The sequence below is a fragment of the Enterobacter sp. WPR_3_1 genome, from assembly GCF_003635055.1.
Taxonomy (GTDB): domain Bacteria; phylum Pseudomonadota; class Gammaproteobacteria; order Enterobacterales; family Enterobacteriaceae; genus Enterobacter; species Enterobacter ludwigii.
Genome location: NZ_RBXU01000008.1, coordinates 469,433 through 482,121, shown reverse-complemented (window position 1 = coordinate 482,121; position 12,689 = coordinate 469,433). Strand labels below are relative to the sequence as shown.

Here is a 12,689-nt window from a genome sequence, read left to right as displayed (position 1 = left end):
GTTACAAATCAGCCCACATTTGAATCAGATAACCCCATGTTATCATTATAATTAATAACAAAAAACGGCAGTCACCATTTTGGTTATGTTTTACATAGCCAAATGATAACTGCCGCTTATTCAAAAGACAGAGAGGAATCAGTCGTTAGCCAGCAACTTCTCAATCCGGCTTCTGAACTTCTGACCTTCCTTCAGGTTACGCAGGCCATACTTCACAAATGCCTGCATATAGCCCAGTTTCTTACCGCAGTCGTAGCTGTCACCGGTCATCAGCATCGCATCAACAGACTGCTTCTTAGCCAGTTCAGCAATCGCATCGGTCAACTGGATACGGTCCCAGGCACCCGGCTCGGTTTTTTCCAGCTCGGCCCAGATATCCGCGTTGAGAACATAACGGCCAACGGCCATCAGGTCAGAATCCAGCGTCTGCGGCTGATCCGGTTTCTCGATAAACTCAACGATACGGCTCACCTGCCCTTCCGTCTCTAGCGCTTCTTTAGTCTGGATAACAGAGTACTCAGAGAGATCGCCTTTCATGCGCTTAGCAAGCACCTGGCTGCGGCCCGTTTCGTTGAAGCGCGCCACCATTGCCGCCAGGTTGTAACGCAGCGGATCGGCAGATGCGCTGTCGATAATGATATCCGGCAGTACAACGATGAACGGGTTGTCACCCACGACCGGGCGTGCGCAAAGAATGGAGTGGCCCAGACCCAGCGGCTGCGCCTGACGCACGTTCATGATGGTTACGCCAGGAGGACAGATAGACTGCACTTCAGCCAGCAGCTGGCGTTTTACGCGCTGCTCAAGCAACGCTTCGAGTTCGTAAGAGGTGTCGAAGTGGTTTTCTACCGCATTCTTGGAGGAGTGCGTAACCAGGACGATTTCTTTGATCCCTGCAGCAACAATTTCATCGACAATGTATTGAATCATCGGTTTGTCGACAATCGGCAGCATCTCTTTAGGAATGGCTTTTGTGGCTGGCAACATATGCATGCCCAGGCCTGCTACCGGAATGACTGCTTTCAAATTAATCATTATTTCTTCCACCTTAAAATGGTTGACGAATTATAGCTCTTTAACCTGTTTTCGCCAGCATGATTTGCCGTGATTCTTATATGATGTTAGGGGACCACATCACAAAAAACAGTAGTTGTAATCTGAATAGATCGCGTTTCTGTGCCAGGAATAGTCGCAAAAAAAAGGCAATTGTCGATTATCTGTGCGGGAGCGCAAAATTCAGCCGCTCCGTATTCACCACCTGTTGGTCCACGCGGTCAATATCCACGGAGCTCTGCCCTTTCTCATTCACAGCCTTGATGTTCGCCAGCGACAGTAAGGTCTCATCTTTAGCCATAAACTTGCCTCGCACATCCTTACGCAGGTCGAAATTAATCTTCAGCGCCGGGCCGACGGCAGCTTCCTGCATCACGTTGATATTACGCAAGAAGAGGTGCTGCGGTTTGTTGTGCAACTCAAGCGTTGCCCGCTGCATCTCAACGTTGGTGATGGCCACAAAGGAGGTGGCGTTGCCGGATGAAATTTGTATTCCGCGCAGTTTGTACGCAAGCTGGCGATTATCCAGGCGAATGTCGTTCAGCTTAAAGTTCTGAGGTATCGAGAGATAGTCACCTTTTATTACACCGTAGCCGATCAGCATGCCAGCACTATTGACCATATCGACATTATCAATAATGAAATTATCACAGCCATAAATGGCTACCGTGGCGTTGTCTATTCCCGCCTTCTTGCTGAAGTCAGGAGTGATATTCTTGGCCTTAATATTGCGAATAATAAAGTGCTTACCGTTTTCGACGTGGACTAACTGACGACAGTTGCTACCGGTGATATTTGCCACCACGAAGTTCTTCACCGTTTGCTTTTCCGGATAATCGTTGTCGTAGGTGCTGCCGGCGAGACCAATGCCGATGCCCCAGTTGATCTTGCCGTTTGTACAGTTAATGTTGTCAATCACATGATCGGAGATCAGGATGTTACGGTCATTAATGGCGACGTTCCACTCAATCGCGTCGCCCTGGAGATGGCTGAATTTACTGTTGGTGATGCGCGCGCCATCTATCTGATTATGGAATCCCTGGCGCAGGATGGCGTAGTTCGCCTGGCTTACGCTGATGTTATCAATCAGCAGGTTGCGCATGACGCGCGGCTTTTTGCCGCCAATGTAGATCTGCGTCACCGGTCCAAAGCCGCTCATTGCCAGCCCTTTGATCACACAGTCTGAACCGCGAATGTCCAGCGTAATGTTCTCCGTGCGGCCGTCACCTTCACCAATCACTTTACTGCCTTCCTGCAGCACGAAGCGTCCGCGACCATTTCCCGTTAACGCACCGCGGATCAACAGCGTTTTACCGTCAGGAATGTAAATGCCCGTATTGATGTTTTTACAGGTGAGCCCGGCAGGGACAACAACGGTGTCGCCTTCGTTAAATGCCTGCTTAAAGGCGGCGATCCAGTCGTTGTTGTTGTACTGGTTAACAGAGACCGTCTTTCCGGTTGCCGCCCGCGCAATGCGGGACGACAGCAGCGGCGTAGCCGCCAGGACGGATAAAGAAGAGACAAAGGTGCGTCGGGTAATCTTTTTCAGCATACAACCTCGGCGTTACAACGTTTGCAGCAGGCTCGCTAACTGGCGATTAATCACCTGCTGGTTAAAATCTGCTTCAACTTTTTGTCGGGCGTTGTGGATAACGGGCTCCAGCGCCTGTTGGTCGATGCCGCTAAATTCGGCTAAACGATCCGCAAGGGCCATCGCATTATTCTCCGGTACCAGCCAGCCGGAGTAATCAGACTTGATTAACTCCGGGATCCCGCTGTGCAGGGTCGACACCACCGGAATACCGACGGCCATCGCCTCCATTAACGCAACCGGGATCCCTTCCATATCGCCATCGGCGCCGGTCACGGAAGGCAGCAGGAATACATCCGCCTCATCCAGCATGGCCTTCACCTCGTGGCTTGGCTTAAAACCAGGCATCTCCACGTAATCTTCCAGCTGATATTGTTCGATAAGCGTGCGAAGACGACGCTCCCACGGGCCAATACCGAGAATGCGATAGCGGAAATCCACGCCGCGCGCTCGCAGCTGGCGGCAGGCTTCGATGGCCACGTGTAGACCTTTTTTCTCCGTCAGACGCGCCACAGAAATAATCTGCAGCGGTTTTCCCGGTACCTTGACCGGGCGGCGGGTAAAGCGCTCTAAATCCACGCCCATACGCGAAACGGTGATTTTTTCCTGCGGACAGCCCATGTTTTTCAGTCGCCCGGCCCACAGGTCGCTGATGGGCAGCATCATGTCGCCACGGCGGAAAAGCTGCTGATACTCCGGCGTGTAGTGGTTCAATACTTCGCGGCTGGAGATGTCGATACCGTGGAAGATGGTCGCAATCTTACCGTCAATCACCCCCAGCTCACGCAGTTTGGCGGCGGTCACGCCCGCCGGGCCAAAGTGAGCAATAAACACATCGGCGCGGTACGGCTGCACCGTTTGACCACAAATGGCGGACAGGATCAGGTTGCGAGATTCCGCGCCATAGCGGGAAACATTCAGCGCGCGCCAGGTCGACGCACGATGGATCCCGCGTAAGGTCTGGCTGGCCCGGTGGCGCAGCTTATTTACTCTCCCTGAGGGCTCGTCCTGCAGCCAGCGGGTTTTCGCCTCCAGCCCATACTGCGTATACGCCGCATGGGTATTTTGTGTATCGCCCTTTTGCAGGGCGATGATCTCCACGTCGTATCCCATATCGATAAACGCGGTGATTTGGTTCAGCACAAAGGTTTCAGACGACAGCGGAAATTTCAGTAAGAAGAAACCAACCTTCATTTCCCCTCCCGGACGCGATCGAGTACCGATTTCACCATCCCCATCCCCTTCTCGCGCTCGGCTTTCACCGCCACGGCCAGGCGTTCATTGATGGCAGGCAACTGACCCAGCGTGTCCCCGACCATCGCACCGAGCGAACCATCCAGCAGATGACGGATATCCACCGCCATTTCCGGCATACCGAGCTGCTGCATGATCCCGGCGGACTTGTGCTCATAGTTAATGGCAATCGCCGGCGTACCGAAGTTCATGGAGATAATCGCCGAGTGCAGACGAGTGCCCACGGTCAGGTCGCAGGCGGAAAGCAGCTTGCCCATCTCGAGGTCATTCAGTTCGTCCATCACCACGTGATAGCGGGACGGGTCATTCACCAGGCTGCGCAGGTTCAACGCCACCATGCGGTCATCTTTGTTATAGCTGTCGATGCCGGTACAGGTTGAAAGCGCCAGCACCTGGTATCCGCTGTCCAGCACACGGTTCACTACGTCAGCAAACGCTTTCTCATACGCCGCCTGGGTGGTGCCTAAACGTTTATCAAACGGTGCGAGTTCGCGCAGGGTGATGGCGACCGTTTTCTGTTTCGCCGCCACGTCCAGCCAGTGCTGCACTGCGTAGCTCGCCTGGAAACTGTCGTCCTGATGATCCACCAGCCAGGCGGTGTCCACCCCGTGTTCCACTTTAGAGGTGTCAATCTCACTGCGTTTCATCATATCGAGGCTTACCGACTCACGCAGGATCAGGGCATCGCAGTGGCCGAAGACATAGTTTGCCAGCTGGTTAAACTGCGGATCCTGGAACGGCCCGACGCTGTGACCAATCATAAACAGCGGTTTTTTCGCCATGAATGTGCAAAGTGCGTGCTCAAACTGCGGCACACCGTAAAGATCGACGAAGAACGATCCGCCGACCTGAATAATGGCGTCGTAGCCCGACAGCAGTCGAACGAAATCCGTGAAGCCCTGAGCAATGGCGATGTTACGCAGCTTGCCGGTATCAGTTACACGGGACAGCAACACCTGGTGCTGATAGCGACGGCGCAGAACTTTCTTCACGCGTCCCATCACGCCGGCGGCGTTGTTGTGCTGCTTCATCTGGCTGTAGAGCGGGTCGCCCATTACCGGGCGGTTCAATAACCAGGAAGAGCTGACCGGATAACGGCTCATCACGTCCACTTCAGTCTCAGGCTTAAGGGTGTTAATCGCATCCAATAAACCGCGCAGAATGGCGCTGTCGCCACGGTTGCCGCAGGTATGGTTGCCAAGAATAAGTAATTTCATAATGGCCTCTTAAATAACTAGCCTGCGCGAAGCAGCGTTTTCATTTTTTCGTTACGGCAAAACTGGCGCTTCATCTCCACCACCAGCGCATTACGTGACAGCACAATCATCACGCCAAACGCCAGTGCACCTGCTGCGACCTGTATTGCCAGCATGGCCGCGAGCGGCAGATGGCCAGTGAGCACGATGCCCAGCCCATAGCTCACCACAAGGGTAGGCAGTGACAGATAAAACGGCAGCCACAGGCTCAGAATGTACTGCCGGTAGCTGGAGCCCAGCACCGGCTTGATCATCACGAAGTAGCTCAGAACGGTGTTGATGATCTGCACCAGCAGAAAACCAAGCGTGACCCCAATGGCGCCGGCCATATGCCCACCGACGATAATCGCCGGAATAAACAGGAACGTTTTAAACACGTTGAATTTGAAGCTGATATCAACCCGCGCTTTAGCCATCAGCAGTGAGCCAATCGGGTTGCCAACGGATCGCAGCAGCCCCACCACGCACAGCAGCTGCAGGATCGGGATAATGCTGTTCCACTTCTCGCCAAACACCAGCGGCACGAAGTTGCTCGAGACCACCATCAGCCCCAGCAAAACCGGGAAATTGATAATGCCCACCACAGAGAGCAGCTTGTAAAAATTAACGCGCAGCTTCTCGGTGTCGTCCTGAATTTTGGCGAACGCCGGGAACAGTACGCGGGTGATAATCGGGTTGAGCTTCATCGGTGGTACTACCGCGACGTTATATGCCAGGTTATACCCCCCTGCGACGCTCGCCCCGAGGATGCGTGCCAGCACCAGCGTGGAGAGGTTGGTGTTGACATAGTTGATGATGCTGTCGGCGGTGAGCCACGCGCCAAAACGCAGGTTGGATGACACCGAAGCGAGAGAGAAATGCAGCCCAGGACGGTAAATCTTGCGGCCAAAGTAGCCGAACAGCAGCGTACGCACGGCAGAGTTAACCAGATATCCGAGGATAGCGGTCATGGCCAGCGGCCAGAAATGGGCGCTGACCACGGTAAAGGTAAACCCAGCGAGAACGGCGCTGGTCTCGATCATCCCAATCTTGTTGAATTCCAGCTCTTTCTGCATCAGCGCGCGGAACTGTTGCCCGTGCGGGATCACCACAAAAGCAAACGAGAGCGTACGCATCAGCGGTGCCAGATCGGGGTTGTGCAGCACGCTGGCGATGGTATCGCTCAACAGGAACACCAGCACGAAAACGAACACCCCCAGCCCAACGTTCAGCCAGTAGAGCGTGGTCAGTTCCAGATGGCTGATCTCTTTGCGCTGGATAATCGAGTTAGCAATGCCGAAGTCAGACAGCGTATCGGCCAGCGCGATAATCACCAGCGAGACGGTCAGCAGACCGAACTGGTGGTTATCGATAATGCGCGCCAGCACCGTCATCTGCACCAGGCCGAGGCCAATGATGACAATGGTCGCCATCGCTGACCATTTGGCGCCGCTGATGGTTTTTTCACGTAAGCTCATCTTAGTACGCCGCTTTGTTCACGAAACCTTTGAAGATGGTCAGAAAGACGATCTTGATATCGAACCAGAGGCTCCATTCACGGATGTACTCCAGGTCGAATTCGATGCGTTTTTCCATTTTTTCCAGCGTGTCGGTCTCGCCGCGCCAGCCGTTGATCTGCGCCCAGCCGGTAATGCCTGGCTTCACTTTATGGCGCAACATGTAGCCTTCAATCAGCGAGCGGTACTGTTCGTTGTGAGCCACGGCATGGGGACGGGGTCCGACAATCGACATGCCACCGGTAAATACGTTGATAAACTGCGGCAGCTCATCCAGCGAGGTACGGCGCAGGAAGTTCCCCACCCGCGTAACACGAGGATCGTTCTGCGTCGCCTGGGTCACGACCTTGTCGTTCTCCATCACCTTCATTGAGCGGAATTTCCACACCATGATAGGCTTACCGTCCATGCCGTAGCGGGTCTGACGGAAGATAACCGGGCCCGGGGAGCTCAGCTTCACCGCCAGAGCAATGCAGCACAGCACCGGGGAGATCAGCAGTAAGATCAGTGAAGAGAGCACGATATCTTCCAGGCGCTTGAGCACGCGGTTGATACCCGACAGCGGGGTGTCATACAGCGGCACGACCGGCACGCCGTTCACTTCTTCAATACGGGAGTGGAGGATGTTAAAGGTAAAGACGTCCGGGATCAGGATCACCGAACAGGTGGTATCGGCCAGTTCACGCATCAGTTTCTTAATGCGGGATTCATCTTTCATCTGCATCGCGATGTAGACGTTATGAATTTTGCCGGCTTTCGCGTCCTCAATAAGCTGTTCGTAATTACCGGCCCAGTCTGAAGGCACGCCGCCAGGCTTCGCGTCGTGATAAATCCCGACCACTTCAAAACCTAACCATGGCTCTTTGCGGAAGCTATCGAGAAGCACCTTCCCTACCGGCAAATCCCCCGCCACGGCGACAAAGCGACGGTTATAACCGCGGTTACGCAGCCAGCCGGCGCCAAAACGGATCAGGGTGCGGCATACCACCATGCCGACGCTGGTAATCAGGTACCAGCACAGATACGTCACCAGGCGATTATCAAAATCATGGCTGAATGCCACCAGACCTGCGCTGAAGATCAGGCTTAATGTCCAGTTCTGCAGCAACAGCATCAGTTCGGTGGTCATTTTCACACCACGCCACGAACGGTAGAAGTCGGTCATCCCCCCGATCATCTGGAACACAACCAGCGCAATCAGCGCCATGAGCAGATGCATGTAGAAGAAGGATTGCCCGCTTACCCAACTCACCACCCATAATCCGCCGACCATGATGGTGATATCAGAAAAACGCTGCACCATGGAGATTAACGATGCATTCGTTCTCGCTCGTTCGCGTTTTTTTAGATTCGTCATCGTTGTTCCTTTAGTTCAACACCTGCCCCCTCACCCCACATCAGGGTGAGAGGGAAAGCTATTTACTGATTCAACAGCGCCAGAATGTCCTTCGTTCGCGCTTCCATCAGCGCGGTATCCGCGCGGGATTCCACGTTCAGGCGCACCACCGGCTCGGTATTTGAAGAGCGCAGGTTAAAACGCCACTGCGGGAACGCCATGCTGATGCCGTCGGTGCGGTCAATTTCCAGCGCATGGAGGGCAAAATGCTGCTCCACGCGGGCAATGGCCTCGGCCGGCTGCGCCAGTTTGCTGTTGATTTCGCCACTTGCCGGGAAGGCCGCCATGCGGTCGCGTACCAGCTCGCCAAGGGTCTGCCCTTTCAGACACAGCAGCTCGGTCACCAGCAGCCACGGGATCATCCCGCTGTCGCAGTAGGCAAAATCACGGAAATAGTGGTGGGCGCTCATCTCGCCGCCATAAATGGCGTCTTCTTCGCGCATACGCTCTTTGATGAAGGCATGACCGGTTTTGGACATCACCGGCTGGCCGCCCGCGGCGTTCACCACATCCACGGTGTTCCAGGACAGACGCGGATCGTGAATGATCTTCGCGCCCGGGTTCTTCTCGAGGAACGCTTCCGCCAGCAGACCGACAATGTAGTAGCCTTCGATGAACTGGCCTTTTTCGTCGAACAGGAAGCAGCGGTCGAAATCGCCGTCAAAGGCGATACCCATATCGGCACCGTGTTCGATGACCGCGTTACGGGTGTCGTCGCGGCACTCCGGCAGCAGCGGGTTCGGGATACCGTTCGGGAAGTTGCCGTCCGGGGTGTTATGGACCTTAACGAAGGTTACCGGGACGTTCAGGGCCTTAAAGCGGGCTTCGAGCGCATCCACCACCGGGCCGGCCGCGCCGTTACCGGAGTTGATCACCAGCTTCAGCGGTTTCAGGTTTGCAACGTTGATGTAGCCCAGCAGATGGTCGATGTACGCTTTACGCAGGTCGATCTGCTTATAGCTGCCGCGTTTCGCTTCATTCACCGGCGGGAAATCGTTAGCTTCGGCGAGACGCTGCACGTCACGCAGACCGGTATCGCCGCTGATAGGACGCGCGCCCTTGCGCACCAGCTTCATACCGTTGTAGTCCATCGGGTTATGGCTGGCCGTCACTTCGATACCGCCGTCCACGCCGAGGTGGAAGGTGGCAAAGTAAATCTCTTCGGTGCCGGACAAGCCGATATCCAGCACGTCCACTCCCGCATCCTGCAGCCCTTTTGCCAGCGCCAGCTTCAGGGACTCACTGGTCAGGCGCACATCGCCGCCCAGGACAATCGTTTGTGGCTTAAGATATTCGCCGTATGCGCGGCCAATGCGCCACGCAATGTCTTCATTCAGCTCTTCGCCCAGCTTGCCGCGAATATCGTAGGCTTTAAAACAGGTTAATTTTTCCATGATGACCCCTTTTTCAGGCAACAGTTGGCCCGCCCGATTAACAGGCAAATTTGTTTTTATTCATTCGCAGGCCGGATGCGCGAAACGCTATCCGGCTTTAGAGACGGCGCTATACCCGCCCGTAACGGTCCTGGAAACGGACAATATCGTCTTCTTCCAGGTACGAACCGGAGCGCACTTCAATTAAGTCGAGAGGAATTTTCCCCGGGTTTTCCAGACAGTGCGTGGCTCCCAGCGGAATATAGATTGACTCGTTTTCGCCCAGCAGTTTCACTTCGCCATCAATCGTGACTTTGGCGGTACCCGCCACCACGACCCAGTGCTCGGCACGGTGGTGGTGCATCTGTACCGACAGCCCCTCCCCCGGTTTCACGGTGATGCGTTTCACCTGGTAACGTTCACCGGCATCGATGGAGTCATATTTGCCCCACGGACGATACACTTCGCGGTGGATATGGTGTTCATGGCGACCATCGGCCTTGATCTTCTCCACCACTTTTTTAACGTCCTGCACGGCATTACGGTCAGCAATCAGCACGGCGTCTTTCGTCTGTACGACCACCAGATCCTTCACGCCAACTGTGGTCACCAGACCGGACTCGGCGTAGACATAGCTGTTTTCCGTTTTGTGGCTGATAACATCACCGTGGTGGACGTTACCCTCCGGGGTATGGGCGCTGATCTCCCACAGGGAGGACCAGGAGCCAACATCACTCCAGCCCGCATCCATCGGTACCACAACGGCATCGGCCGTGCGTTCCATTACCGCATAGTCAATTGACTCTTCCGGGCAGGCGAGGAAAGACGCTTCGTCAACACGGATAAAATCGAGATCCGGATCCACTACCGCCATCGCTTTCTCGCAGGCGTCCAGAATATCCGGGCGATATTTGCGCAGCTCTTCCAGGTAGCGGCCAGCGCGGAACAGGAACATCCCGCTGTTCCAGTAATATTCACCGCTGGCCACATACGCCTGCGCGGTTTCCAGATTCGGTTTTTCGACAAACTGCGCCACGTCAAACGCTACGCTGTCGCCTTCGCCCGGGGTCACATTGCCACGACGAATATACCCGTAGCCGGTTTCCGGCAGGTCCGGCACGATGCCGAAAGTCACCAGTTTGCCGTTTTCGGCGTAAGGAATAGCCGCGCGTACCGCCTCGCGGAACGACTCTTCCTGTTGAATAACATGGTCTGCAGCCAGAACCAGCATCAGCGGATCGCAATCCGGGCTGCTGCGTTTGGCCGCCAGCGCCGCCAGCGCAATCGCGGGGGCGGTGTTACGTCCGGCAGGCTCCAGAATGATATTTTCTGTGAGTTTGTTCAGCTGGCGCAGCTGCTCGGCGACAATAAAGCGGTGTTGTTCGTTACAAATCACCACCGGGCTTTCACACTCCACACCCTGCAGGCGGTTAACCGTCGTCTGCAGCATGGTGAGCTCCCCTTTCAGGCAGAGGAACTGTTTTGGATAGAGCACGCGGGACAGCGGCCACAACCGGCTACCAGAGCCACCTGCCATCACAACCGGATACAAAGTGGTTTGACTCATGATTTATCCCCGTATATCTGCAATAAATTGGCTCAGCACGTTCTCTTTCTCGAGCGTGCGTTCGGCATATTCACGTGCCACCGTGTTCGTTTTTGGCATGGCAAGTGCCCGTTCAATGCCAGTGACCAGCGCCGGGACCGATTCCGGTTCCACGCAAACGGCGATCCCCGGATAGCTGTCGCACAGCTGGCCTAATTCTGTTTCGGCTTCTGCCGTGATCACCGCGTTACCGCCCACTGCCAGAATGTTGGTCAGCTTGGACGGCAACACCGCGTCTGCCGCGCCGCGCTTTTGTACCACCAGATGGCAGTCGCCCATCTTCAGCAACGCAGGCAGTGCCTCGTAAGACTGAAGCGGGAAAAATTTCACGTTCGTCAGGCCGCGCTCGCTGGCCATCTTTTCCAGTCGCGCTTTTCCGCCGCCCTGCCCGACGATGACAAACATCCAGGGTTGATGGCTCAGTTGCTGTGCGGCATCGATGACGCTCTCAAGCCCCTGCTTCTCGCCGATGTTGCCTGAATAAAGAATGATTTTTTGGTCGTCAGGCAGACCGAGCTGAGCGCGTAGCGCCTGAGCATCACTGTCTGTCACGTCGCGAAAACGCGCCACTTCAGACCAGTTGGGGAAAAAGATCACTTTTTCCGCCGGTACGCCCTTCTCCTGCGCTTTGTTCATCATTGAGCGCGAGATGGTCGAGACATAATCCACGTTATGCAGGCCGCTGCGCTCGAAGGCGCTGGCGAGTTTCGCCACCTTCCCGCTCTTACCTTTGCCGGCCATTCCCAGGCCGAGCATGGCGTCCACTTCATAATCCTGAATGTGAAGCAGCGTGCGCGCGCCGGAGAGTTTGCCCAGCAGGCGCATGCCTGGGGTGCAGAACAGCGTTGGCACCACACCGATAATGCGATCCGGCTTCCAGCGACGTTGCGCCATCAGCGGGAAGAAACTGCTCAGGGCAAAGCTGCCCAGATGAAGTAACCGCTTCAGCGTTGAGGGCTGTTTCGGCACGTACAGCGGGCAACGCCAGACGGTCGCTGCGCCCTCTTCACGACGGTAGCGCCAGCCTGAATAGCGCTCACCTACTTTCCATTCCGGGTAGTATGGCGGCGCGGTAATGACCCGCACGTCATGTCCCTGGCTCGCCATCCACTCGACCATTTCGCCGGTGTATTTACCGATGCCGGTTAACTCCGGCGAATAGTTGATTCCGTACACCAGAATTTTCATAAGCCCGGCACTCCGGACTGACGATCGGCCAGGAAATAGGCACGACTGTTGTCATGCACATTGTCACTGGCCAGCAACGCCTCTGGCGTCTGCCAGCGGTAGTCGTCATGCTGAGAATCAGGCAGACGCAGGTCTGCCTCACTCACCTTCAGGCGAAAACCGAGCACCACATAGTGCGTGGTGAAACCGGTGCCCGAAAAGTTATCGTCATAGAAGTGCTGCCAGACCCCGTAAAACTGGCCTGCCGCCATCGGCAGTTGCAGACCCAGTTCCGCCAGAGTGAGACGCTCAAAAGCATTTTCCAGCGTCTCATCCTTCTGCACGCGCCCGCCGGGCACGAACCAAAAGCCCTGTGCAGGACGGTTGGTTCGTTTTCCCAGCAAGAACTCGCCGCGTTCGTTCTCCACCACCAAATCAATTGAGATGAGCGGAGTGGAACGCACTACCGTGGCAAAATCTTCCTGACTTAAAAACAT

At 55.3% G+C, this 12,689-nt stretch carries 10 protein-coding genes; all 10 read right to left on the bottom strand.

All coding sequences use genetic code 11. The features are described from left to right. Positions 1–138: 138 nt before the first annotated feature. Positions 139–1,035 carry a GalU regulator GalF gene (galF, locus tag BJ887_RS03990; RefSeq protein WP_020883269.1) on the bottom strand — a complete coding sequence of 299 codons (897 nt, stop codon included), beginning with the start codon at positions 1,033–1,035 and terminating at the stop codon, positions 139–141. Between the two features lie 178 nt (positions 1,036–1,213). Continuing rightward, the gene (gene wcaM / locus BJ887_RS03985) at positions 1,214–2,605 is read right to left on the bottom strand and encodes a colanic acid biosynthesis protein WcaM (protein WP_121339310.1); all 1,392 of its coding nucleotides are present in this window, start codon (positions 2,603–2,605) and stop codon (positions 1,214–1,216) included. 12 nt (positions 2,606–2,617) lie between these two features. After that, a complete protein-coding gene (gene wcaL, locus BJ887_RS03980) occupies positions 2,618–3,838 on the bottom strand; it encodes a colanic acid biosynthesis glycosyltransferase WcaL (protein ID WP_121339309.1) in 1,221 nt (406 codons plus the stop codon). Then, positions 3,835–5,115 carry a colanic acid biosynthesis pyruvyl transferase WcaK gene (gene wcaK / locus BJ887_RS03975; protein ID WP_121339307.1) on the bottom strand — a complete coding sequence of 427 codons (1,281 nt, stop codon included), beginning with the start codon at positions 5,113–5,115 and terminating at the stop codon, positions 3,835–3,837. The genes wcaL and wcaK overlap by 4 nt, the downstream gene beginning before the upstream one ends. Before the next feature lie 17 nt (positions 5,116–5,132). After that, a complete protein-coding gene (wzxC, locus tag BJ887_RS03970; RefSeq protein WP_025203689.1) occupies positions 5,133–6,611 on the bottom strand; it encodes a colanic acid undecaprenyl disphosphate flippase WzxC in 1,479 nt (492 codons plus the stop codon). A 1-nt stretch (position 6,612) separates the two neighbouring features. Next, on the bottom strand, positions 6,613–8,007 hold the full coding sequence (gene wcaJ / locus BJ887_RS03965; protein WP_014170813.1) for an undecaprenyl-phosphate glucose phosphotransferase: 1,395 nt from the start codon (positions 8,005–8,007) through the stop codon (positions 6,613–6,615). Positions 8,008–8,069: 62 nt separating this feature from the next. Next, positions 8,070–9,440 carry a colanic acid biosynthesis phosphomannomutase CpsG gene (gene cpsG / locus BJ887_RS03960; RefSeq protein ID WP_032680630.1) on the bottom strand — a complete coding sequence of 457 codons (1,371 nt, stop codon included), beginning with the start codon at positions 9,438–9,440 and terminating at the stop codon, positions 8,070–8,072. Between the two features lie 109 nt (positions 9,441–9,549). Then, positions 9,550–10,986, bottom strand: coding sequence for a mannose-1-phosphate guanyltransferase (gene cpsB, locus BJ887_RS03955; RefSeq protein WP_014170815.1), 1,437 nt, complete (start codon positions 10,984–10,986; stop codon positions 9,550–9,552). A 3-nt stretch (positions 10,987–10,989) separates the two neighbouring features. After that, positions 10,990–12,213: a colanic acid biosynthesis fucosyltransferase WcaI gene (wcaI, locus tag BJ887_RS03950; protein ID WP_025203687.1), complete on the bottom strand. Its 1,224-nt coding sequence runs from the start codon at positions 12,211–12,213 to the stop codon at positions 10,990–10,992. After that, positions 12,210–12,689: a GDP-mannose mannosyl hydrolase gene (locus tag BJ887_RS03945; RefSeq protein ID WP_072126435.1), complete on the bottom strand. Its 480-nt coding sequence runs from the start codon at positions 12,687–12,689 to the stop codon at positions 12,210–12,212. The genes wcaI and BJ887_RS03945 overlap by 4 nt, the downstream gene beginning before the upstream one ends.

What these genes read in the sequence shown, in the direction of transcription:
- galF (WP_020883269.1), bottom strand. Translation starts at nt 1,035, where the DNA reads ATGATTAATTTGAAAGCAGTCATTCCGGTAGCAGGCCTGGGCATGCAT.
- wcaM (WP_121339310.1), bottom strand. Translation starts at nt 2,605, where the DNA reads ATGCTGAAAAAGATTACCCGACGCACCTTTGTCTCTTCTTTATCCGTC.
- wcaL (WP_121339309.1), bottom strand. Translation starts at nt 3,838, where the DNA reads ATGAAGGTTGGTTTCTTCTTACTGAAATTTCCGCTGTCGTCTGAAACC.
- wcaK (WP_121339307.1), bottom strand. Translation starts at nt 5,115, where the DNA reads ATGAAATTACTTATTCTTGGCAACCATACCTGCGGCAACCGTGGCGAC.
- wzxC (WP_025203689.1), bottom strand. Translation starts at nt 6,611, where the DNA reads ATGAGCTTACGTGAAAAAACCATCAGCGGCGCCAAATGGTCAGCGATG.
- wcaJ (WP_014170813.1), bottom strand. Translation starts at nt 8,007, where the DNA reads ATGACGAATCTAAAAAAACGCGAACGAGCGAGAACGAATGCATCGTTA.
- cpsG (WP_032680630.1), bottom strand. Translation starts at nt 9,440, where the DNA reads ATGGAAAAATTAACCTGTTTTAAAGCCTACGATATTCGCGGCAAGCTG.
- cpsB (WP_014170815.1), bottom strand. Translation starts at nt 10,986, where the DNA reads ATGAGTCAAACCACTTTGTATCCGGTTGTGATGGCAGGTGGCTCTGGT.
- wcaI (WP_025203687.1), bottom strand. Translation starts at nt 12,213, where the DNA reads ATGAAAATTCTGGTGTACGGAATCAACTATTCGCCGGAGTTAACCGGC.
- BJ887_RS03945 (WP_072126435.1), bottom strand. Translation starts at nt 12,689, where the DNA reads ATGTTTTTAAGTCAGGAAGATTTTGCCACGGTAGTGCGTTCCACTCCG.